The sequence below is a fragment of the Caballeronia sp. LZ065 genome (assembly GCF_031450975.1).
Taxonomy (GTDB): domain Bacteria; phylum Pseudomonadota; class Gammaproteobacteria; order Burkholderiales; family Burkholderiaceae; genus Caballeronia.
In genome coordinates this window covers 78,128-100,607 of the sequence record NZ_JARUXV010000004.1, presented here as the reverse complement: position 1 = coordinate 100,607, position 22,480 = coordinate 78,128, and the positions used below count along the sequence as shown (strand labels likewise).

23 protein-coding genes and 1 pseudogene are annotated in these 22,480 nt (G+C 65.6%); 8 read left to right on the top strand and 16 right to left on the bottom strand.

Annotation, left to right across the window (positions count from 1 at the left end):
* The first annotated feature begins 10 nt into the window (after nt 1-10).
* Complete coding sequence (locus tag QCE63_RS27210; protein ID WP_309837503.1) at nt 11-778, top strand: AAA family ATPase; 768 nt, start codon at nt 11-13, stop codon at nt 776-778.
* Nucleotides 779-784: 6 nt separating this feature from the next.
* On the opposite strand, the gene QCE63_RS27205 is transcribed toward QCE63_RS27210, so the two are convergent.
* The 3 genes and pseudogenes from QCE63_RS27205 to QCE63_RS27195 all read right to left on the bottom strand — a co-directional run.
* Nucleotides 785-1,006 (bottom strand): hypothetical protein, encoded by a 222-nt coding sequence (locus QCE63_RS27205; protein ID WP_309837502.1) that lies wholly within the window; start codon nt 1,004-1,006, stop codon nt 785-787.
* Nucleotides 1,007-1,158: 152 nt separating this feature from the next.
* Nucleotides 1,159-2,622 (bottom strand): alkaline phosphatase D family protein, encoded by a 1,464-nt coding sequence (locus tag QCE63_RS27200; protein ID WP_309837500.1) that lies wholly within the window; start codon nt 2,620-2,622, stop codon nt 1,159-1,161.
* A gap of 94 nt (nt 2,623-2,716) precedes the next feature.
* Nucleotides 2,717-2,953, bottom strand: a pseudogene (locus tag QCE63_RS27195) (alkaline phosphatase); the annotation flags it as partial.
* A gap of 239 nt (nt 2,954-3,192) precedes the next feature.
* On the opposite strand from QCE63_RS27195, the gene QCE63_RS27190 reads away from it, so the two are divergent.
* Nucleotides 3,193-3,804 (top strand): DarT ssDNA thymidine ADP-ribosyltransferase family protein, encoded by a 612-nt coding sequence (locus QCE63_RS27190; RefSeq protein WP_309837499.1) that lies wholly within the window; start codon nt 3,193-3,195, stop codon nt 3,802-3,804.
* A gap of 143 nt (nt 3,805-3,947) precedes the next feature.
* The gene (locus QCE63_RS27185) at nt 3,948-5,894 is read left to right on the top strand and encodes a PAS domain S-box protein (RefSeq protein WP_404990195.1); all 1,947 of its coding nucleotides are present in this window, start codon (nt 3,948-3,950) and stop codon (nt 5,892-5,894) included.
* A 24-nt stretch (nt 5,895-5,918) separates the two neighbouring features.
* On the opposite strand, the gene QCE63_RS27180 is transcribed toward QCE63_RS27185, so the two are convergent.
* Entirely contained in the window at nt 5,919-7,076 is a 1,158-nt protein-coding gene (locus QCE63_RS27180; RefSeq protein ID WP_404990194.1) for an FUSC family protein, read from the bottom strand.
* Between the two features lie 49 nt (nt 7,077-7,125).
* On the bottom strand, nt 7,126-8,055 hold the full coding sequence (locus QCE63_RS27175) for a LysR family transcriptional regulator (RefSeq protein WP_309837498.1): 930 nt from the start codon (nt 8,053-8,055) through the stop codon (nt 7,126-7,128).
* A 120-nt stretch (nt 8,056-8,175) separates the two neighbouring features.
* On the opposite strand from QCE63_RS27175, the gene QCE63_RS27170 reads away from it, so the two are divergent.
* Nucleotides 8,176-8,610, top strand: a complete 435-nt coding sequence (locus QCE63_RS27170) for a VOC family protein (protein WP_309837497.1) — start codon at nt 8,176-8,178, stop codon at nt 8,608-8,610.
* Between the two features lie 130 nt (nt 8,611-8,740).
* Entirely contained in the window at nt 8,741-10,300 is a 1,560-nt protein-coding gene (locus QCE63_RS27165) for a serine hydrolase (protein WP_309837496.1), read from the top strand.
* A 64-nt stretch (nt 10,301-10,364) separates the two neighbouring features.
* On the opposite strand, the gene QCE63_RS27160 is transcribed toward QCE63_RS27165, so the two are convergent.
* The 9 genes from QCE63_RS27160 to phnG form a co-directional block, all read right to left on the bottom strand.
* Complete coding sequence (locus QCE63_RS27160; RefSeq protein ID WP_309837494.1) at nt 10,365-10,652, bottom strand: hypothetical protein; 288 nt, start codon at nt 10,650-10,652, stop codon at nt 10,365-10,367.
* A gap of 247 nt (nt 10,653-10,899) precedes the next feature.
* A complete protein-coding gene (locus QCE63_RS27155; RefSeq protein ID WP_309837493.1) occupies nt 10,900-12,264 on the bottom strand; it encodes an MFS transporter in 1,365 nt (454 codons plus the stop codon).
* A 230-nt stretch (nt 12,265-12,494) separates the two neighbouring features.
* Nucleotides 12,495-13,628, bottom strand: a complete 1,134-nt coding sequence (locus QCE63_RS27150; protein WP_309837492.1) for an alpha-D-ribose 1-methylphosphonate 5-triphosphate diphosphatase — start codon at nt 13,626-13,628, stop codon at nt 12,495-12,497.
* Nucleotides 13,622-14,389, bottom strand: a complete 768-nt coding sequence (gene phnL, locus QCE63_RS27145) for a phosphonate C-P lyase system protein PhnL (RefSeq protein WP_309837491.1) — start codon at nt 14,387-14,389, stop codon at nt 13,622-13,624. The genes QCE63_RS27150 and phnL overlap by 7 nt, the downstream gene beginning before the upstream one ends.
* A 10-nt stretch (nt 14,390-14,399) precedes the next feature.
* Nucleotides 14,400-15,170, bottom strand: coding sequence for a phosphonate C-P lyase system protein PhnK (gene phnK, locus QCE63_RS27140; protein WP_309837490.1), 771 nt, complete (start codon nt 15,168-15,170; stop codon nt 14,400-14,402).
* Entirely contained in the window at nt 15,167-16,042 is an 876-nt protein-coding gene (locus tag QCE63_RS27135; RefSeq protein ID WP_309837489.1) for an alpha-D-ribose 1-methylphosphonate 5-phosphate C-P-lyase PhnJ, read from the bottom strand. Before QCE63_RS27135 ends, phnK begins: the two co-directional genes overlap by 4 nt.
* Complete coding sequence (locus QCE63_RS27130; protein ID WP_309837488.1) at nt 16,039-17,139, bottom strand: carbon-phosphorus lyase complex subunit PhnI; 1,101 nt, start codon at nt 17,137-17,139, stop codon at nt 16,039-16,041. Before QCE63_RS27130 ends, QCE63_RS27135 begins: the two co-directional genes overlap by 4 nt.
* A complete protein-coding gene (gene phnH, locus QCE63_RS27125) occupies nt 17,139-17,762 on the bottom strand; it encodes a phosphonate C-P lyase system protein PhnH (RefSeq protein WP_309837487.1) in 624 nt (207 codons plus the stop codon). The genes QCE63_RS27130 and phnH overlap by 1 nt, the downstream gene beginning before the upstream one ends.
* Nucleotides 17,759-18,241, bottom strand: coding sequence for a phosphonate C-P lyase system protein PhnG (gene phnG / locus QCE63_RS27120; protein ID WP_309837486.1), 483 nt, complete (start codon nt 18,239-18,241; stop codon nt 17,759-17,761). Before phnG ends, phnH begins: the two co-directional genes overlap by 4 nt.
* 161 nt (nt 18,242-18,402) lie before the next feature.
* Here phnG and phnF point away from each other — a divergent pair, with 161 nt between their 5' ends.
* The 3 genes from phnF to phnN are packed head-to-tail and all read left to right on the top strand — an operon-like array spanning nt 18,403 to nt 20,428.
* Nucleotides 18,403-19,170 carry a phosphonate metabolism transcriptional regulator PhnF gene (gene phnF, locus QCE63_RS27115; RefSeq protein ID WP_309837485.1) on the top strand — a complete coding sequence of 256 codons (768 nt, stop codon included), beginning with the start codon at nt 18,403-18,405 and terminating at the stop codon, nt 19,168-19,170.
* Nucleotides 19,167-19,871, top strand: a complete 705-nt coding sequence (locus QCE63_RS27110) for a DUF1045 domain-containing protein (RefSeq protein WP_309837484.1) — start codon at nt 19,167-19,169, stop codon at nt 19,869-19,871. The genes phnF and QCE63_RS27110 overlap by 4 nt, the downstream gene beginning before the upstream one ends.
* Complete coding sequence (gene phnN / locus QCE63_RS27105; protein ID WP_309837483.1) at nt 19,868-20,428, top strand: phosphonate metabolism protein/1,5-bisphosphokinase (PRPP-forming) PhnN; 561 nt, start codon at nt 19,868-19,870, stop codon at nt 20,426-20,428. Before QCE63_RS27110 ends, phnN begins: the two co-directional genes overlap by 4 nt.
* Before the next feature lie 29 nt (nt 20,429-20,457).
* On the opposite strand, the gene QCE63_RS27100 is transcribed toward phnN, so the two are convergent.
* Nucleotides 20,458-21,609, bottom strand: coding sequence for a Fic family protein (locus QCE63_RS27100; RefSeq protein ID WP_309837482.1), 1,152 nt, complete (start codon nt 21,607-21,609; stop codon nt 20,458-20,460).
* A gap of 135 nt (nt 21,610-21,744) precedes the next feature.
* Entirely contained in the window at nt 21,745-22,479 is a 735-nt protein-coding gene (phnE, locus tag QCE63_RS27095) for a phosphonate ABC transporter, permease protein PhnE (RefSeq protein ID WP_309839264.1), read from the bottom strand.
* Nucleotide 22,480 lies beyond the last annotated feature (1 nt).

Here is a 22,480-nt window from a genome sequence, read left to right as displayed (position 1 = left end):
GACGCCACTGATGGTCATCTCGACCCGCTTCATCAGCCGCATCACGCTGCTGCGCGACAAGGCGCCGTCGTTCGATGCGTATCCGTTCTCGCTGCCCGCGGTGCGCGGGCTGGACACGCTGGAGCCGCATCCGAAGGTCACGTTCCTGGTCGGAGAGAACGGCTCGGGCAAGTCGACCTTGCTAGAGGCGATTGCCGTTGCGATGGGCTTCAACCCCGAAGGCGGCTCGAAGAATTTCCGCTTCGGCACGCGAGTGTCGCATTCGCCGCTGCATGAATACCTGCGCATCGCGAAAGGCGTGAAGCGGCCGCGCGACGGTTTCTTTTTGCGCGCGGAAAGCTTCTTCAACGTGGCTACGCAGATCGAGCAACTCGACGCCGAACCGGGTCTCGGCGCGCCGGTCATCTCATCGTACGGCGGCCGGTCGCTGCACGAGCAGTCGCACGGCGAGTCGTTCCTGACGCTGCTGATGGAGCGTTTCGGCGGGCAAGGGCTCTATCTGCTCGACGAACCCGAGGCGGCACTGTCCCCGCAGCGCCAGCTTGCCGCGCTGGCGCGCATCCACGACCTGACCGGCGATGATTCGCAGTTCATCATCGCCACGCATTCGCCGATCCTGATGGCTTATCCCGATGCGTGGATCTACCAGTTCAAGGCGGACGGCATCGAACGGGTCGCTTACGAGGACACCGAACACTTCAAGGTGACGCGCGCGTTTCTGGCCAACCCGGAACGCATGCTGCGCACGCTGTTCGAAAACACAGACCGCGAAGACTGAACGCCCTCAGTCCTGCGACTCCAGCAGCGGACTGGCATGCTTCACGGTGGCGAGACTCGTGCTGGCGGGTTCGGTGTCGGCGGCGAGCGCGCGCGAATCGGAGAGATAGCGCGACAGCAGCGCGTTGTCGTCCATGTACAGGTTCTGCGGATCGTGGCCGCGGATGAGGGCATAGCAGCCGACGACCAGCGCCACGGCCAGCATGGCCCCGATGAGTTTTCCAATCATGATCGTGCTCCTGAGGGTTTCCAAGGTTCACTTCATGGGCCTCGTCGCACTGCCTGCCACAGGCTCGATCTCCCGAAATGTGCACGCAGTGTACGTGCGCTCCCTCACGATGAAATCCCCCCGGAAGCATGACTCCGAAGCGGTGGCATCCGTCACACGTCGTCCTGAACCGTCACGGCCACCGCGCCCGCGTTGATCGTCAGTTGCGTGCGCTTTTGCAGCGGTGCGGCGGGCGCGCTGCCGTCGGCGTTCAGGAACTTCATCTTGTTGAACACCGCGATGAACTGCGTCGGCGTGACGGTCGCGGTCGCATAGCCGATGCCGTCGTGATCGGAATACAGCATGTCCGGATTATTCTGACGGATGAACCCGTCGAACAGCGCGGGCGCGCTGATCAGCGACGCGAGCGGCATGCCCGCCGAATAGGTCTTCACGTCCTCGAAGAACGGCTGGCTGCTGATGCCCGCCGACATCAGGTCGATCATGACCGGCGTGCCGTTCGCGGGGTCCGGCACGTCGCGCACGATGCCCGCCTGGAACGCGTGCAGGTCGCCGGTGATCGCGACCAGGTTGCTGATGCCCTGCGCCTTCACGAAGGCCAGCAGATCCGCCTTGTGCGATGGATAGCCGTCCCACGCGTCGCAGTCGAGCACGAACACGACGTTGTCGGGTGCAGGGGCAAGCGCGCTCAGGTCGAGCCAGAGGCGGTTCATCATCACTTCGTTGCCCCAGACCTTCCAGATCGCCGTCGATGCCTTCAGCGTGTCCTTCCACCATTGCGTCTGCGTGGGACCGAGAATGGACGGCACGCGGCCGAGGCGCTGCGTGTCGGCCGCCTCGAATTGCGCGAGCACCTGCTGTGGCACGAAGTAGCGCGAGCCGACAAGGTCGTTGCCGTTCACCGGATCGTGTCCGAGCGCCTGCGCGATCGCCGCTTCCGGCACCACGTGATCGTCGCGATAGAGCCGCTCGTCGGTCATGACGAGATGGATCAGCGAGCCGAAGTGGAAGTCGCGGTAAATGCGGATGTTGTCGTAGGCCGCATTATTCAGATCGAAGGACACATCGCCCCAGTCGACCGGAAGGTATTCCGCCCATGCCTGGTTCGCGTTGCGACGCCGCGCGGTCTGCTGAAGGTTCGCGTTGGTATAGGTCTGATGGTCCTGCCAGCAGTCGTCGGAGAACTCGTGATCGTCCCAGATCGCGATCACCGGGAAACGCGCATGCACGTTCTGCAAGCGGGCGTCGCCGCGGTAGGTGCGGTACAGCGTGCGGTAGTCGTCGAGCGTGTTCGCGTACACGCCGCCGCCTGGCAGGGTGATCGTGGGATGCGCCGGTTCCACCGTGCCGGGCGGCGCGACGAAATTGGCTTCGTAGATGTAGTCGCCCAGATGCACGACGAAATCGAGATCGGTTTCGGCGGCCAACAGATTAAGGGCTTGCCAGTGGTTTGCGCTCCAGTTCTGGCACACGAACCATGCAAAGCGCACTTGCGGAACGGCATCGGTTGACGCGGCGGCGGTGCGGGTCGTGCCCGTCGCGCTGGTATCGCTGCCCGCGATGAAGCGGTAGTAATACGTGGTCCGCGCAGCCAGCCCCGTCACTTTCGCGCGCACGGTGAAATCGTAGTCGGGCGCCGCTCAAGGGCACGCTGGCAACCAGCTGTGCGAAGTCTCGTTGGGCTGAGACCTGCAATGTCAGCGCGACCGGCGTTTGTGAAGCGCCTCCGTTCGCGACACAGCGCGTCCAGAACACCGTCGAAACATCGCGCGGGTCGCCGCTCGCGACGCCCTGCGGAAAGGCGAAAGCGCCGGCTGCGGGCGGCGGGGCGGTGCCGTCGCGGGGATTGCTGTCGTCGTCGTGACTGGAGTGACAGGCGGCGAGCGTGCCGGACGCAGCCGCCACCGTATAGAACGCGGACAGGGATAGAAAACGTCGACGGTCCATGAGAGCCTCCGTGAGCGGACTTCAGGGCGATGCGCAAGGAGTGGGAGGTCGCCGGATGCGCCGGGCCTGCCGACGGATAAGCGCGGCTCTTTTTCGAAACCGAACCCTTACACGCTATGAAGGGCAATAGGGAGTGTCAAGCGGCGTTTGCGTGACGCGGGAGTGCGGATGGGACATTCGGATACAGTACCGCCACGCGAGCCGTCTACAAGTCGAAGAGAAGGGCAAGAAACGGGGAAATGGACAAGTATCGAAAAGAGATTCGGCAGGAAGCCATGGCGCGTGGCGTGGAACATCTTTTCCATTTCACGCCGCTCGACAACCTGCCGGGCATCCTCACGCATGGCCTGCTCTGCCGAAATACATTGCAGGGACCTCCGCACAACGCCTCGGTCGTCGACAGGAATCGATGGGATGAAAGAGATGACGTGGTTTCAGTGTCGATCGGAGGGTTTGACGAGCGATTGCTGAAGAAAAGGTTATACAAGAGTCATCACGACGGCTGGGTGCTGCTTGTCCTGTCGCCCCGCCTCCTGTGGGAGCTTCCTTGCGAGTTCTGCTGGAGCAATGCCTCGACCCAGCACATCAAGAACTATCGGGGTTTTCGCGGCGGACCGTGGGCCTTTCGCGAGATGTTTGCGGGAAGCGATGACCAGCGAGAGGGCCTTGCGCCATGCCAGCCCACTGACCCGGAAGCAGAGGTTCATGTGCGCGACGCCATCCCGGCCGGCTATATCGACGGGCTCATCGTGCATGGCCCGACGCTTGCTGCCCGTTTGCAGATCATGTTCCCCGGGCTGGACATGAGTCATGTGATGGTCGATGAGCACTGGTGTTCGCTGGGGCGTTGAGATTCCCGAAGCTTCCCCGGCCGCACCATCGGCAAGCGCTTAAATTGTGTTATGAATAGGCCCAGTCCATCGGACATCCGTCTCTGCGAGACCGATCGTTCGAAACCGCAATGCAGGCCAACGCCGTGCCGAAACACAGAAACATGACCCGATCGAAAGCAGCCGCCTCGCCCCACCCAACCCCGGAACTCGCCCTTCCCGGCCACGCGATGAGCGACGCGCACTATCACGCGCTCGTCAACGCCATCGAGGACTGCGCGATCTTCATGCTCGACCTGAACGGCCGCATCACGAGCTGGAACACCGGCGCGCGCAAGATCAAGGGCTATGAGGCGCACGAGATCATCGGCGAGCATCTGTCGCGCTTCTACACCGCAGAATCCGTGGCGCGCGGCTGGCCCGAATACGAGTTGAAGCAGGCCTATGCCACCGGCCGTTTCGAGGACGAAGGCTGGCGCGTGCGCAAGGACGGCTCGCTGTTCTGGGCCAACGTCGTGATCACGGCGGCACGCGATACGCACGGCACGATCATCGGCTACGCGAAGTACACCCGCGACCTCACCGCCAAGCGCGCCGAGGAAGAAAAGCTGCGCCTGTCGGAAGAACGCTTCCGCCTGCTCGTCGAAAGCGTCAGCGACTACGCCATCTTCATGCTCGATCCCGACGGCTGCATCGCGAGCTGGAACACGGGCGCAATGCGCATCAAGGGTTATCGGCCGCAGGAAATCCTCGGCAAGCATTTCTCGACGTTCTATTGCCCCGAGGACCTCGTCGCGAACGTCCCCGAAACCCAGTTGCAGACCGCCGTCCGCACCGGACGCATCGAGACCGAAGGCTGGCGCGTGCGCAAGGATGGCTCGTTGTTCTGGGCGAACGTGGTGATCACAGCGGTGTACGACGAACATCGCGTGCTGCGCGGCTTCGCCAAGGTCACGCGCGACATGAGCGAACGCAAGCGCCTGGAACAGCTCGAAGCGTCGTCGCGGCGCATCAGCGAATTTCTCGCGACGCTCGCGCACGAGCTGCGCAATCCGCTCGCACCGGTACGCAACGCCGTCGGCGTGATGCAGATGGAAGCGGACATCACCCCGCGCGTGGCCGCGTGCCGCGACATCATCGACCGGCAGACCTCGCATCTCGGGCGGCTCGTCGACGACCTGCTCGACATGGGCCGCATCACCACCGGCAAGATCGACCTGCGCCTCGCGCGCGCCGACATCAGCGACATCGTCGCGCGCGGCATCGAGCTGGTGCGGCCGTTCACGGACGAACGCACGCAGCAGATCACTACCCGGCTGCCGGACCAGCCCGTCCTTCTGATGGGCGACAGCACCCGGCTCGTGCAGGTCGTGCAGAACCTGCTCAACAACGCCTCGAAATTCTCGCCTCACGGCAGCACCATCACGGTGACGGTCGAGCGCGAGTCCAGCGCCATGCTGATCCGCGTGATCGACACCGGGCGCGGCATTTCGCAGAAAGGGCTCACGTCCATCTTCGACCTGTTCGTGCAGGAAGATCATTACCTCGATCCGGGCGAAGCGGGCCTCGGCATCGGCCTCACGCTGTGCCGCTCGATCGTCGAGCTGCACGGCGGCTCCATCAGCGCGGCAAGTCCCGGCGCGCACCAGGGCAGCACGTTCACGGTGCGCCTGCCCTACGCCTCCGTCGACGACGCCCCGCGTCCGCATCGCGTGCTCGCGCAGGACGCGACGACCGGCGCCGGCCTGCGCGTGGTGGTCATCGACGACAACCGCGATTCCGCCGACAGCCTCGCGATGCTGCTGCAGCTGAAAGGCCACGACGTGCGCATCGCCTATCACGGCAAGGAAGGCATCGACGTGGTGCGGCACTTTCCGCCCGACCTGATCCTGCTCGATCTCGCGCTGCCGGACATCGACGGCTTCGCGGTCCTGCGTTCGCTGCGCTCGTTGCGGCTGCTCGGCGGCGCGATGGTCGTCGCGATGACGGGCTTCGGACAGGAGAGCGACAAGGACCGCTCCGCGCAGGCCGGCTTCGAGGGGCATCTCGTCAAGCCGGTGAATTTCGCGGAGCTCGATGCGCTGCTCGATGCGCTGGCGAAGCGTCATTGAGGCGCGCCGCGTACCCGTCCGTCGTCAGTTGCGCAACAGCCGCAACGGAAAGATGATCCGCGACGCCGCCCATCCGAGCGCGCCGCCGAGCAGCGTCTCCCAGGCGCGCGCGGCGAGCAGCGGGATCGAATGAATGCCGCTGGCCGCGAGCGTGACGATCAGCGCAAAGCCGAACGCGCCGCAGGCAATGTCGTAGCGTTCCGGCAGGGCCATCGCATACGCGATCATCGCCAACGCGGCCAGCGCCCAGATCACCACCGGCCAGTGCTCGGCAAGCGGCAGGCACACGAGGCCGAGCGGCACGCCGACGAGCGTTCCATAGATGCGCCGGCGAACGCGCTCCGTCGTGCCCACCGCGGAGGTCGCGACCACATAGACGCAGGCCGTGATCGCCCAGGCCGATTCCCGCAGCGAGAACGCGCGATTGAGCAGCACCACGACCAAGGACGCGCAGGCGGCCTGCAAACCCATCGCCAGCGCGGGGGATACGGTGTCCCGTCCGTAGGCGGGCTCCGAGCGTAGCGCCGGCAGCACCACCGGATGTTCCGCCGGCCCGGACAGCGCGCGCGGCACGAGCGCCGCCAGCGTGCCGATCATGAGCGCGAGCAGGATCGCGCCGGTATCGCCGGGCGTGAGGTCCAGTCCATAGGCAAGCACCTGGCCGATGTAGAACTGCGAGCCCATGCCCGCACCGGTGGTCCCGAAGCGCTTCAGATAGCCCGCGAAAAACGCGCCGCTCACGAGAATCAGTTCCGCGCCGCCCCGCCCGAGATGACGGAACAGCGGCTCGAACCAGGCGAACAGCAGCGCGCCGAACGCGGCGGAGAGACACAGGATGACGAGATCGCGGCTGGATTCCCAACGCGTCGAACGGGCTTCGGAGACGCTCGCCCACAGCGCGAAGCTTCCGGCGAGCGCCCCCACCAAAGTGCCGCCAGGAACGCCTCGCGTCACGTCCTGCAACGCGCCGAGCGCCGCTGCGAGACCGTAGGCGGTCACGAGCCGCAAGCCCTTGATGCGGCGGTGCGTGCCGGGATCGACCCGGTCCAGCCAGTCGAGCGCCGCCTGGGCGCGCAGCGTCGCGTGGCGCATGATGGAGCGCGCCGTATCGGCGGGGCGCGGATTCGACGCGCTCGACGCATTCGACGTGTCCGGACCGGCGGCAGGCTGTTCGTCGTCCATTGGCAACCCCGCGAAATGACGCGGCCGGCAGCCGCGCCTGCCACGCATTCTAGGCGACGCCGCCGCGCTTGCGCATGGAAACGCTCGCTGCGGCGCGCTTCGGCGCGTGTGCCGCGGTGACGATGCAGTCCGCCAGCCGCGCGGCCGCGTCGGGCTCGGCGGTGCGCGTGCGCCGCGTCCGTTCGACGAGACCAATCTCGCGATGAAACGTATCCTCGCCCAGTCCCAGCGCCGTGACGCCGCGCGGCCATGGCCGCAGCGCGCGCGAGTCCGGCAGCAGCGCCACGCCCAGCCCGCGCGCAACGAGTTCGACGATACCCGGCAGTTCGTCCGCCTCGATCGATTCGCGCACCGCGATGCGCCGCTCGCGCAGGAACAGATCCACCTGCCGCCCGCCGAACGAGCGCCGGTCATAACGAATGAACGGCTCGGTGTCGAGCAGGTCGCGCCAATGCGCCCCCCGCCGTGCGCCCGGCGTCAGCAGCACGTACGGCTCCGCGCTCAAGGTGCGCCATTGCAGCTCCGCCGGCAGCGAAAACGGCGGACGGATGATAACGGCCATGTCCATTTCCCCGGCATCGACCTGGGCGAGCAGATTCAGCGACACCCCCGGCACCAGACGGATGCGCCATGCCGGCAGCGTCCGCCCGAACGCGGCGATGGCATCCGGCAGCAACGCCGCATGCGCCGACGCAATCGCGCCCACCGACAGCGATCCACCCCGCCCGCCCTCGCCTTCGGGTTCCGCGAGACGCGCATAGAGCGCGATGAGTTCGTCGGCGAGTTCCAGCGTCCGCTTGCCGGCCTTGTTGAGCGTCGCCGAACGGCCGGTGCGGTCGAACAACGCGAAGCCCAGGTGCGCCTCCAGGCGCTGCATCTGCGCGCTGACAGCCGACTGCGTGAGTCCGATGCGCGCGCCCGCGCCGGCGAAAGTGCCGTGACGCGCCACGGCGATAAAGGTCTGGAGTTCGCGCAACATGGTCGATTCATCGAAATGGATGGGGCTCAGACCGGCAATATATCGTTTTCAAACAGAAATATTCATGAATACACTGTCGGCTCGTCCCCCGCCGTACCCGTACAGAAAAGGATCTTCACCATGAGCACCACCCAGCACGCCATGCCGCCGTTCCATCTGGCCTTCCCGGTTCATAGCCTCGCCGCCGCCCGCGCGTTCTACGGCGACTTGCTCGGCTGCCCCGAAGGACGCAGTTCCGAAGCCTGGGTCGATTTCGATTTCTACGGTCATCAGATCGTCGCGCATCTCGCGCCGGAGGAAATCGGTCATCGCTCGACCAGCGCCGTCGACGGCGACGCCGTGCCGGTGCGTCACTTCGGCGTCGTGCTCTCGATCCCCCAATGGGAAGAACTCGCGGACAAGCTGCGCGCCGCGCAGACGCGCTTCATCATCGAGCCGCATGTGCGCTTCAAGGGCGAAGTCGGCGAGCAGGCGACGATGTTCTTCCTCGATCCGTCGGGCAACGCGGTCGAGATCAAGGCCTTCGCCAATATGTCCTCGCTGTTTGCCAAGTAAGACATCCCGAGCGAGCGCCGCGTCTTCCCGCTTTCAGGCAAGCTGCGCGTGTCTGACGGATTGTTTCCAATATAGAATCCGCCGAGCGCACTGTGCGCGAGAGCGGTAACGATAACGGGGAGACGCGTGTATGGAAGCTTCGCAAGGACGCCGCCGCTTTCTCGGCGCGGCGCTGTGCAGCACGATCGCCGCATGTGGCGGTTCGGATTCCGACGATTCCGGCGCAGCCACTTCCGGCAGTAACTCAACCGGCCCCGTGCCGGATGCGCAGATCAACGCCGCGCTCGCTCAACTCGATACCCTCGCCAACACGCTGATGACCGCCACCGGCATTCCCGGCATGGCGGTCGCGGTCGTGCGCGGCACGCAGACGGTCTACGCCAAGGGCTTCGGCACGCGGCTCGGGGGCTCAGGCCAGGCGGTCGATGCGGACACCGTGTTCCAGCTCGCGTCGGTGTCGAAGTCGGTGGGCGCCGCGGTGGTGGCGCGTCAGGTCGGGACCGGCTCGATTGCATGGAATACGCCGGTGCGCGCGCAACTGCCGTGGTTCACGTTGTCGGACGCAGAGGTCAGCGCGGCCGTGACCATCGGCGATCTTTACTCGCACCAGTCCGGCCTGCCCGATCACGCGGGCGATACGCTGGAAGACATGGGCTATGGGCGCATGGACGTGCTGCAACGGCTGCGCTATCTGCCGCTGCATCCGTTCCGGCATTCGTACTTCTATACCAACTTCGGGCTGACAGCGGCGGCTCAGGCGGTTGCGACGGCGGCGGGCATCGACTGGGAAACGCTCTCCGACAACGTGCTGTATCAACCGCTCGGCATGAGCAGCACCAGTTCCCGTTACGCCGATTTCATCGCGCGTCCGAACCGCGCGCTCGGGCATGTCAAGGTGGGCAACGCGTGGGTGCAGGGCACGGGCACGATGCCCGATCCGCAATCGCCGGCGGGCGGCGTGAGTTCGTCGGTCAACGACATGGCGAAGTGGCTCGCGATGATGCTCGGCGCGGGCGTCTTCGATGGCAAGCGCATCGTCGATGCCGCCGCGCTCGCTGCCGCCACCACCGCACAAGTGCAAAGCTCTCCGCCCGGCGGCGGCGATCCGGCCGGTTACTACGGGTATGGTTTCAATGTAGGAACGACAAGCCCGGGGCGGCCGTCGTACAGTCATTCGGGCGCATTCGCGCTCGGGGCGGCGACCAACTTCATGGTCGTGCCATCGACGAATCTGGCCATTGTCACGTTGACGAATGCGTTTCCGATCGGCGTCGCGGAGGCGCTCAACCAGCAGTTCTTCGACATCGTGCAGACTGGCTCGATCCAGCGCGACTGGTTCAAGCTCTACAACGATGCGCTGGCGTCCCTCGCCAAGCCGAGCGGCTCGCTCGTGGGCGCGACGCCGCCCGCTGCGCCGCTGCCGGCGCGCGCGCTGTCCACCTACACCGGCACTTATCAGAACGACTATTTCGGGCCGATCCAGGTAACCCAGCAGAACGGAGCGCTCGTGATCGTCATCGGGCCGCGTCCGTTGACGCTCACGCTCTCGCACTGGGACGGCGACGTCTTCACGTTCACGCTCGTCAACGAGAACGCCAATCCGGGTTCGATCTCGAAGGCTTCGTTTGCGAGCGATCGCGTGACGCTCGAGTACTACGACGCAGACGGACTGGGCACGTTCATGCGCTGAGTGTCGCGCGCCATGAAAGCACAACGGGACGCCGCGCGGCGTCCCGTTGTGCTTTCAGCGCGACTTATTTGCCCGAGCCGCTGGCGGTCACCGGCGCACCCGGACCACTCGGCGTGGCGGTGCCGCCCGGCTCGGTGGATGGGCCCGCGGCCATCGGGCTCTTTTGCATCTTCTTCGAATGGGTTGACGACTTGTGCGAATGCGACATCGAATGAGCCGGTTGCGTGGTCGTCTGCGCGTTGTCGCCGGCTTGCAGGCCCGTGCTCGAACTCGGCGGATTGTCTTGCGCGAAAGCGGATGCACACACGAGAGCGAAAGCACCGGCAGCGGTAGAAAGGGCAAAACGTTTCATATCGAAAGCTCCTGTTGACGATTGTCGGAATGCGATTCTTGCGGCGTGTCATGCCTGCTGGCCGTCGTGACGCTGCACTCGACGGCCGGTCGCATCTCAGGAGTCAGCACACGCTATGCCACGGTCTGACGATTCGCACACAGCGGTGGCGTGCAGAAGGCGGATTGCAACGCGAGCCACCCCAAACGAAACGCCCCGCGTGACTCCCATCACGCGGGGCGTTATCCCATGCACAACCCACATCCAGTCAATGCCCGGCGGGCTCCGTGGAGTCCAGTTCATTCGCCATGGCCGTCTGCGGATGCGCGGCCTGCTTGAGGAACAACGCGACGGCAGCGATCAGCCCCGCCACGGCGATGGTCGCGAAGATGCCGCCGAAGCTGAAATGCAGGCGTGTCAGTTCGGCGACGAGAAACGATCCCGCGATGCCGCCAAAGCGTCCGATACCCAGCATCCAGGCCACGCCGGTGCCGCGGCCCTGAGTGGGATAGAAGGCGGCGGCGAGCGCGGGCATCGACGATTGCGCGGTGTTCATCAGCACGCCCGCGACGAACACGACGAGCACGAGCAGTCCCACATTGCCCACCGCCTGGCCGATCAGATACACGCTCACGGCGGTCAGCACGTAACACACGGCGATGATGCGGTTTGCGTTGAACTTGTCCATCAGCACGCCGCACAGCACCGCGCCGACGCCGCCAAGCGGGAACAGCGCGGAGATGAGCGTCGCGGTTTGCGGCGCGAGGCCTGACTCCTTGAGCAGGATCGGCATCCAGTTGATCGACGCATAGAAGATCACGAGGCCCATGAAATACGTGACCCACAGCATCACCGAGCCGACGATGTACGAGCGCGACAGCACCACGCTCATGCCACTCTGTCCGGCGGCGGCGGGCGCCTTCTCGGTCATGAAGAACGAACCGGCCTGCATCGCGTCCGCCGAGATGCGCGCGAGCGTCGCACGAATCTTCTCGACGGGCCGCGCCTTCGCCACCATGTAGCGCACCGATTCCGGCAGCGTCGCGATCAACAACACCGAAAGCACCAGCGGCGCAATGCCGCCGAGCAGCAGCACGCTGCGCCAGCCGAAGTGCGGAATCATCCACGCCGCGAGAAACCCGCCGAATGCCGCGCCGAGCGGAAAGCCGCAGAACATCAGGTTGATCAACGTGGCCCGGCGCTTGTCGGGGCAGAACTCGCTCATCATCGTGACGGCGTTCGGCATCGCCGCGCCCAGACCCAGGCCGGTGACGAAGCGCAAGGCCGTGAGTTGCGTCAGATCCGCCGCGAACGACGAAGCCAGGCACGCGACGCCGAAGATCAGCACCGACGAGAGCAGCATCGCGCGGCGGCCCAGCTTGTCGGACAGGGGCCCGGACAAGAGCGCACCCGCCGCGAGGCCGAACAGCGCCGCGCTCAGGACCGGCGCCAACGCCGGACGGCTGATATGCCATTCGGCCACCAAAGACGGCGCGATGAAACCGATCGCCGCGGTATCGAAACCGTCCAGCAGCACGATCACGAAGCACATCCCGAAGATGAGCCACTGAAACGGCGAGAACGGATGGTCGTTGATGAACGTCTGGACGTTCACGGCAGGACTTCTGCTCACTTCATTCCCTTTGTCAGGTTGGGCGCGGGCGACTCACAACTCACGACTCGCAGCCCGGCGCCGATTGCGCTTCTGCTATCAGATAACTCCCGAATGTTCGTTATGCGAACATCGATTCTTATAGCGAACTCGCCAGCGAGCGTACTGAAGAAGCGCGCACGCCGTCAACGCGGGCTTACCCGCGTATGACGGCGTGCTGACGTCAGGCTGTCAGGAACGAAGCGCGGCGCTCAGGCCACGCGCCGTCCGGCACGCCAGGTTTCGCGCGGCACCTGCACGCTGTCCACTGACGCCACGCGCACGAAATCCGCGCGCGCACCGAGGGCGATCGCGCCGCGGTCCGTGAGCCCCGCTGCATGCGCAGGCGTCCACGAGACCGTCGCGACCGCGCGCGGCAGCGACCAGCCAGCCTTCGCGACCAGATCGAACACGGCGATCAGCAGGCTCGACGGCACATAGTCCGACGACAGGATATCCAGCAGCCCCTCGCGCGCCAGATCGAGCGCGGAGACATTGCCCGAGTGCGAACCGCCGCGCACTACGTTCGGCGCGCCCATGATCGTCGCGATGCCGTGCTCGCGGGCCGCGCGCGCGGCGTCCAGCGTGGTCGGGAATTCAGCGAGCGCAATGCCGTCGCGGGCGGCTTCCTCGACGTGCTCCACGAGCGTGTCGTCATGACTCGCGAGCGAGATGCCGAGGGTCTTGCAGCGCTCGACAATGTCCCCACGATGCTTCGCCGCATAGCGTGCCTGATGCTCGGCCAACTCGGCGAGGATCTTGTTCGTATGCTCGTCGCTCCACTTGCCGTGGCGCTCCTGATACTTGCGCCACTTCTCGTGGTCCTGCCACTGCCGCTGCCCGGGCGTGTGATCCATGACCGAAGCGAGCCGGAAGAGCGGATGCGCGCTCAGCGAATCGAATACTTCGACGACATCCGTCGTGCCCACTTCGCAGCGCAGATGCAGGAAGTGATCGGCGCGCAGCACGCCGCGCTCGACGAACTTGCCGATCGACTGCGCGCACTGCACCTGCAATTCGCGGCCGCGCACGCCGTCTTCCGGACGCGAGCCGACGCCCAGCGCGTCGAACACGGTCGTGATGCCCGCCGAGGCCACTTGCGCGTCGTGCACGATGATCGCGGCTTCGGGATTCCACAGCACGCCCGGACGCGGTGCGAGATGCTTCTCGATGTTGTCCGTGTGCAGTTCGACGAAACCCGGCAGCAGATAGTCGCCGTCCCAGTCCTCGGCTTCGCGCGCAGCCGTGTTGCCCGGCGCGATCTCGGAGATCAGCCCGTCCTTGATCCGCACGGTGCCCGTGAAGTCCTCGTCGCGCGTCACGATGCGCGCATTCTTGATCAGCATGTCTGCAACACTCCGGAATCGGTTTGAACGGATGCAGCGGCGACGCTCTCGAGCCGCACGATGCGGGTCGCGACGCGCGCACGCGTGTCCTCGTCATGAAAGATGCCGACGATCGCGGCGCCCTGCTCGCGCGCCTCGACGATCAGGTCCGCGACCACGTCGCGGTTTTCGGCATCGAGCGAGGCAGTGGGTTCGTCGAGCAACAGCAGCGGATGCGCCGCGATCAAGCCACGCGCGATGTTCACGCGCTGCTGCTCGCCGCCCGAAAACGTCGCGGGCGCGAGCATCCACAGCCGGCGCGGCACGTTGAGCCGCTCGAGCAGGCCACGCGCACGCACACGCGCCTCCTCTTCTTCGATGCCGCGCGACACCAGCGGCTCCGCGACGAGATCGAGCGCGCTCACACGCGGAATCGCGCGCAGGAACTGGCTCACATAGCCCAGGGTCGTGTTGCGCAGACGGAGGATCTCGTGCGGCTCGGCGCTCGTGAGCATCACATGACGCGCAGGCTGGCTGTCGTCGCGAATGGCGATGGTCCCGCGCGTCGCGAGATAGTTGCCGTACATGCAGCGCAGGAAGGTGCTCTTGCCCGCGCCAGACGCGCCCGCGAGCACGACGCACTCGCCGCGCGCGACATCCAGCGACACGCCCGCCAGCGCGGCAATGCGCGTCCCGCCTTGTTGATGCAGCGTAAAAGTCTTCTCGATGCCGCGTGCCTGGAGCATCAGCCGGTCGTGAGTGACGAAGTCATTCAGTGTCATCTGTCGTACCTCAAACGGGCAGCACGGACGCAACGAGCGTCTGCGTATAGGGATGTTGCGGATCGTCGAGCACCTGGTCGGTCAGGCCGCTCTCCACCACGCGCCCGTCCTTCATCACCATCAGACGATGCGCGAGCAGCCGTGCCACGCCGATATCGTGCGTGACGATCACCGCCGCCAGATGCAGCTTGCTGGTGAGCGTGCGCAGCAGGTCGAGCAGACGCGCCTGCACGGAGACATCGAGGCCGGCGGTGGGTTCGTCCATGAACACGAGACGCGGGCCCGTCACCAGATTACGCGCGATCTGCAGGCGTTGCTGCATGCCGCCGGAGAACGCCGAAGGCAGTTCGTCGATGCGTGCGGCATCCAGTTCGACGCGCTGCATCCAGTCCGCCGAGGTCTCGCGCAAGCGCCCGTAGTGACGCGCGCCGATGGCCATCAGCGGCTCCCCGATATTGGCTCCCGCCGACACGTTGCGGCGCAGTCCGTCGCGCGCGTTCTGGTGCACGAAGCCCCATTCGGTGCGCGACAAGAGGCGGCGGCGCGGTTCGGCGAGCGTCAGCAGGTCGAGCGTTTCGCCTTCGCGCGTGGTGTATTCCAGCGCGCCGCCATCGATGCCGCTGCGCAACGCGAGCGCATTCAGCAAGGTGGACTTGCCCGAGCCCGATTCGCCGACGATACACAGCACTTCGCCCGCACGGACTTCGAGATCGACATCGACGCAGCCGCCGCGTCCGTCATAGCGCTTGGTGAGGCGCGTGGCTTTCAGCAATGCGTTCACTGTGCCGCCTCCTCGTTGTCCGATGCGTTGTCGGATGCGTCGCGCCGGCTGTGGCAGAAGTCGCTGTCGGAACAGACGAACATGCGCGCGCCCTGATCGTCGACGATCATCTCGTCGAGAAAGCTTTCGCGCGAACCGCACAGCGCGCAGGCATGTTCCCACTTCTGCACGCTGAACGGATGGTCCTCGAAGTCGAGGCTCTTCACCTTCGTGTACGGCGGAATGGCGTAGATGCGCCGCTCGCGGCCTGCGCCGAACAGTTGCAACGCGGGGTTCATGTGCATCTTCGGGTTGTCGAACTTCGGGATCGGCGAAGGTGACGTGAGATAGCGGTCGTTCACCATCACCGGATAGTCGTAGGTCGTCGCAATGCTGCCATGCTGCACGATGTCCTCGTAGTATTTCACGTTGATGAGGCCGTAGTCCGCGAGCGCATGCAGCTTCCTGCACTCGGTGACACGCGGTTCCAGCCGGTACAGCGGCTCGGGCATCGGCACCTGATAGACGAGGATCTGCTGCTCCGTCAACGGCGTTTCGGGAATGCGGTGGCGCGTCTGCACGATGCTGGCGTCGGCAGTGCGCGTCGTGGTCGCCACGCCCGCCGTGCGCGCGAAGAACCGGCGGATGTTCACCGCGTTGGTGGTTTCGTCGGAGCCCTGGTCGATCACCTTGAGCGTATCGCGTGCGCCGATGATCGCCGAGGTCACCTGCAGCCCGCCCGTGCCCCAGCCGTACGGCAACGGCATCTCGCGCGACGCGAACGGCACCTGGTAGCCCGGCACCGCCACGGCCTTGAGCAGCGCGCGGCGGATCATGCGTTTGGTCTGCTCGTCGAGATAGGCGAAGTTATAGCCTTCGGTCAGCGCGTTCATGCCGCATGCTCCTGATGGTCGTCCTTGCCGTGCGCCGCGCGCAAGCGGCGCAGCAGTTCGAGCTCGGACTGGAAGTCGACGTAATGCGGCAGCTTCAGATGCTGCACGAAGCCGGACGCCTCGACGTTGTCGCTGTGATACAGCACGAATTCGGGATCCTGGGTCGGCGAGCCGACGGTTTCCCCCAGTTCCTGCGCGCGCAGGGCGCGGTCCACCAGCGCCATGGCCATCGCCTTGCGCTCCGAGTGGCCGAACGCGAGTCCATAGCCTTGCGTGAAGGCCGGCGGCACCTCGCCGCTGCCCGCGAACTGGTTGATCATTTGACATTCGGTGATGTCGATGTCGCCGATCTCCACCGCGAAACCCAGCTCGTCGATCTGCATCTCCACCGCGACTTCGCCATGGCGGATCTCGCCCGCAAAAGGGTGGCTGTGCGCATAGCCGCGCTGCGTCGCATAGCCCACCGCCAGCAGGAAGCCTTCGTCGCCGCGCGCGAGATTCTGCAGACGCGTCGGGCGATCGGCGGGAAACGACAGCGGCTCGCGCGACAGGTCGCCCGGCTCCGGTGCGTTCTCCCGCACGCGTTCCTGTTCGATCAGCCCTTCCTTGTCGAGCATCGACAGGACGCGCGGCATCGCGTCCGCCGAGGCCGCCTTCGCGGGAATCGTTGCATCGCTAACCGGTTCGCCTTCGGCGAGCAAGGTGAAGTCGAGCAGACGCTGCGTGTAATCGTAGGTGCCGCCCAGCATCTGGCCGCCCGGAATATCCTTGAACGCCGCCGAGATACGGCGCTCGACGCACATCGTCTCGGTATTCACCGGCAGCGTGTAGCCGAAGCGCGGCAGCGTCGTGCGATAGGCACGAAGCAGGAAGATGGCCTCGACCAGATCGCCGGCGGCCTGCTTGATGGCGAGGGCCGCGAGGTCTTCGTCGTAGACCGAGCCTTCGGTCATCACGCGCGCCACGGCCAGCCGCATCTGCTCGCGTATCTGCGCAACGGACAACTCGGGCACGGCGAGATCGCCGCGGCGCTGCTTCGCGAGTACGTCCCATGAACGTTCGATGGCGCGTTCGCCACCCTTGACCGCGACGTACATCAGTTCACCTCCACGTGAGTCGTGCGCGGCAGGCCGACCAGCGAGCCGCCCGCGACAAAACAGCAGTCGATGCCGCAGGGAAACAACGTGGCGAGCGCCGCGCGTTCATGCCAGAAGCGACGCGGCAGACCGGCGATACCGACCGTGCGCGTCTGCGCGATGCCCGGACCGCTCCATACGAGCGGCTCGCCGTCCGTGAGCGACGGCACGCGAATGAACAGCGTCGCCGATGTTTCGGGCGTTTCGGGGTCGCCATGCGAGAACGCATCGAGCGAAGGCATGTTGCGCGCGTCGTCGATATAGGCAAACGCAGCCGCGCGACGGTCGTGCGTGAGCGGCGCGCTCGCATGAAAGCGCAACGCATCGCCGAGCACGGCATCCTCGCGCTCGATGAAAACCGGCGTCGAATAATCCGCCAGCGCCAGCAACGCGGCGAATGCCGCGAGCGGCACACGGCCGGCGAGGCCGTCGCGCATCGCGTGATTGTCGGGCAGCGCGGCATCGATCGCGAGCAGACTGCCGGGACGCGACAGTGCATCCAGCAACGCGCGGAACACGCGTTGCGCATCGTGTACCGGATCATTGAAACCGGGCACGAGCGTGGTCATGTCGATCTGCATCATTCGCCTCTTACCATCGTGAAGAATTCGACCTTGGTCGCCGCTGCTTCCGCTTCCTTGCGGCGCCGTTCGTCGGCGATACGCGCGGCCAGCGGTTCGATCAGACGTGTGCGCAAGCGCGCGGCGTGAGCGGGCGTCTGCAACAGCGCATCGGCGAGCGCGGCGAGCGTCGCCCGCTCCTTGTCGCGGCCCATGTGTACGGCGACGCCCACCGGCGCATGGCCGTCGGCGGTGCGCAGGCGCAGCGTGGCGCGCGTGACGGTGGCTTCGCCGAGATTGAACGCGTCGCCCGTGCCGCCGATGCGCCCGCGCACCATCGCCAGGCCAATGTCCGGCGCGCGCAGCCATTCATAGTCGGGCAGCGGCGCGCCATCAAGCGCCGCATCCAGCGCCTGCTTCAGCGCATCGCGCGGCGTGCGCGCCAGCACCGCCATCCAGGCGCGGCGGTTGCCGGCGTCGTGCGGCTCCATTGAAGTACTCATTGCGTTCCTCATGTCAGGAAGGATTCGGCCGTTGCATGCTACTCGTGGTCTGATCTAGTCGTCTAGACGTTTGGTCGTGTGGAGGGGGTTTCACATTTCCATCACGAGTTGCGCACTACAATCCAGAGAACGATATTCAAACGTACCGGAATGACAGCGACATGACATCGAACGCAATCCACGACAGCAACGCTCCCGGGCATGCGGTCGAACGCGGCGCGGGGGTCTCGGTGTGGCGGCAGATCGAGCAGATCCTCGCCGCGGAGATCGCGGCCAAGAGCTTCGGCGAGGAAGGCCGCCTGCCGAGCGAAGCAGAACTCGCCCGGCGCTTCGACGTGAATCGTCATACCGTGCGCCGCGCCATGCTCAGGCTGGCGGCCACCGGTCTCGTCAGCGTCGAACAAGGGCGCGGCACCTTCGTGCAGCCGGGCGCCATCGACTACCAGATTGGCCGGCGCACGCGCTTCACCGAGAACCTGCGCAGCCAGAAGCACACCTCCGCGGGCGTCGTGCTGACTTCGGAGCGCGTGAAGGCCGACCCGACCGTCGCCAAGGCGCTCTGCGTGCGCGCCGGCACGCTGGTCTATCAGATCGAAACGCGCCACGATTCCGACGGCATTCCGATGACCTACGCGCGCAACTGGTATCCGGCGGCGCGCTTCAACGGCTTGCCGGACGCCATCGATGCAGCGGGCGGCGTGAGCGCGGCGCTCGAACAGTTCGGCGTGAAGGATTACATGCGCAAGTGGAGCCGTATCGGCAGCGTGCTGCCTTCTTCGGAAGTGGCGCGGCGTTTGCAGATCAACCGCCAGCAGCCGGTGCTGTGGGTCGAGAACGTCGATGTCGATGAAGACGGCGTGCCGATCAAGTACGGCTTCACGCACTTCGCAGCGGACCGCGTGCAACTGATGGTCGAGCACGGCTCATGATCGTCGCGCAGGTGCATGCCCGCCACCCCCGCGTGGCGCTGTATTACGCGCCGCCCGCGTCGTCCGCATGGTGGCGCGAAGGTTGCGAATGGCTCGGGCGCGATCCCGAAAGCGGCCGCGAAAGCACGACCGCCGCGCATGACGTCACGCACGCGCCGCGCCGCTATGGCTGGCACGCCACAATCGTCGCGCCCTTTCACATGGCGCCGGGCGTCGAACTCGCGGACGTGCTCGCCTCGGCGCGTGCCTGGGCCGGCACGGTACCGCGCTTCGAGATGGCGCTGCGGGCAGAGGCGCTCGGCCGCTTCGCTGCGCTGCGTCCTGCCGCCGCGCAGGACGACGCCACGCTGCGCGCACTCGCCGGCGACGCGCTCATCGCGCTGGCGCCGCTGCGCAAGCGGCCTTCGCACGAGAGCATCGAGCGGCGCATCACGGAAGGCATGAGCGCCCGGCAGATCGAACTGCTGCGCGAATGGGGCTACCCCTACGTGTTCGACGAATATCGCTTTCACATGACGCTGTCCGATTCGCTCGACGACGCGACCCAGCGTGACTCGATCGTATCGGACTGGACGCGGCGCATCGCTACGCTGGGCGCGCTGCCCGTGCAAGGTGCGGCGCTGTTCGTCGAACCGGAGCCTGGCGCGCCGTTCATGCTATGGCAGCGCCTGCCGTTCAACAACGTACAGGATGGAGCATGAGCGGAGTAGACAGCGCGAAATTGATCTATGTAATGGGACCGTCGGGCGCGGGCAAGGACTCGCTGCTCGGATTCGCGCGCGAACGCGTCGGCACGCGGGTGATGTTCGCGCATCGCTATATCACGCGCGCCGTCGCCGATGGCGAGAACCACATTGCGCTCACGCATGACGAATTCGCCTCGCGGCTCTCGTATGGATTGTTCGCGATGCACTGGGAAAGCCTCGGGCTGCTCTACGGCATCGGCATCGAACTCGATGCGTGGCTCGCACGCGGCATGCCGGTGGTGGTGAACGGCTCGCGTCAGCACGCGGAACTCGCGCTGGAACGCTATCCGCATGCGCAGTTCGTGCATATCGATGCCACGCCCGCCGTGCTGGCCGCACGCCTCGCACGGCGCGGCCGTGAAGACGCACGGCAGATCGAGGCGCGACTTGCGCGGCGTCCGGCGTTCGCGCTGCCGGCGCAGGCGAACCTCGTCACGATCGACAACTCGGGCATGCTCGCGGATGCCGGCGCGCAGTTCCTCGACGTGCTGACGCTTGGCAGTCACCTTTGAACCATCGGGCGACAACTGTCAGAAGGCGTCTATGCGAGGGCCGTGTCGGCCGGGCCCCAGCCTGAGATGTTCAGGTAATAGCGCGTCGAGCGACCTGCGCCGACTCGGCGCACCAGCCCCATGTCCTCGAGTTCAATAAGTTCACGCGAGGCGGTGGCGCGCGAGGTGCCACCGATGCTCTCGTACTTCCTGGTGCTCATGCCTCCCTCGAAACCCTCGGGGCCGGCATCGAACAACAGATTGACGACTTTGCGCTGCCGGGCCGTTAGTGCTTCGTCCTGATGATTCATCCAGAAAATGGCCTTCTGGAGTGCGGCGTCCACGGCATTGGACGCTTCTTCGCAGGACACCCGCACCTGTTCCACGAACCACATGACCCACCCGGTCACGTCGAGATCGCCGTGCTGGGCGCGCTCCAGCTGCTCGTAGTAATCGCGTCGCTTGTCGAGCAAGCGCTGTGAGGTCCGGATCAGGCGGCTGACCTCGCCGCTATCGCGCGCCAGCACCAGGTCGATGAGCACCCGGCCAATGCGGCCATTCCCGTCCTCGAAGGGATGAATCGTTTCGAACCACAGGTGAGCGAGTGCAGCCTTGACCAGCGTGTCGTGCTCGGTCTTTGCGTTGAACCACGCCAGGAACGTTTGCATTTCCGCTGGAACGCGGGCCGATGACGGTGCTTCGTAATGGACCCGCTCGCGTCCGACTTGCCCGCTGACGATCTGCATCGGCTCGGCATGTTCGCGGTATGCCCCGACCAGAATCTTGACCATGCCCGAGTAACCAGTGGGAAAGAGCGCGGCCTGCCACGCACATAAACGTTCATGCGTAAGCGGAGCGTGTCTTTGCAGTACGGCATCATCCATGATGTCGAGCAGGCCTTCGACGTTTCGAGGCGCGTTGGGGCCATCTTGCTTCCCGACACCCAGTCGCCGCGCCACGGACGAGCGCACGGCGGCGAGATCGATGCGCTCGCCCTCGATGGCTGCCGTCGCGACAGCATCCTGGCTCCAGGCCTCGGCGGCGAGTTCGAGGCGCTGGTCGAAGCGCAGACCCGCCAGCTTGCCTTCAACAATGCCCTGAACCCGGTGCGCGCGGACCAGCTCGCCGCCTACGCGAACCGCGTCGTAATGCATGCCGGGCCACGTGGGGGCTTGCCAGATGAGCGATGGGGACGACGGCATGGCGCTGGATGGGCTTTGAGGCGATTAGGCTCACTATTCGACTCGGATTTTGAGTCGAATAAGTATAGCTCATGAGGCGATTGAACGCTTAATCGACTCAACTCATGAGTCGATAATCCCATCAAGCCAACCATCTCAGATCACCCGCTCCCGCACCCAGCCCGACACCAGATCGATCAGCGACACGATGACGATCACGATCAGCATCACCGCCGCCGTCTGCGCATAGTTGAACGAGCGGATCGCCTCGTACAGCACGACGCCGATCCCGCCCGCGCCCACCATGCCGACCACCATCGCCGAGCGCACATTCGACTCGAAGCGATACAGCGCGAACGAAATCCACAGAGGCAACACCTGCGGCAGCACGCCGTAGATGATTTCGTCGAGACTGCTCGCGCCGGTGGCGCGCACGCCTTCGGCGGGGCGCGCATCGACGGCTTCGACCGCTTCCGCGAACAGCTTGGCGAGCACGCCCGTCGTATGTACCCACAGCGCGAGCACGCCCGCGAACGGCCCGAGCCCCACCGCGACGATGAACAGCATCGCGAAGACCATCTCGTTGATTGCGCGGCACGCGTCCATCAGGCGGCGCACGGGCTGCGAGATCCAAACGGGCGCGATGTTCTGCGCCGACAGCAGCCCACACGGCACGGCACAGACCAGCGCGAGCGCCGTGCCCCACACCGCGACCGCCAGCGTCACGACCATCTCCTGCACATACGTGCGCCACTCGGTGAAGTCAGGCGGGAAGAAGTCGCGCGCGAACTGGCTCATGTTGCCCGATGCGCCGAGCAGATCCAGCGGACGCATGTCCGCGCTGTGCCAGGACAGCCCAAGCACGGCCACGACGGCGATCCAGCCGAACATC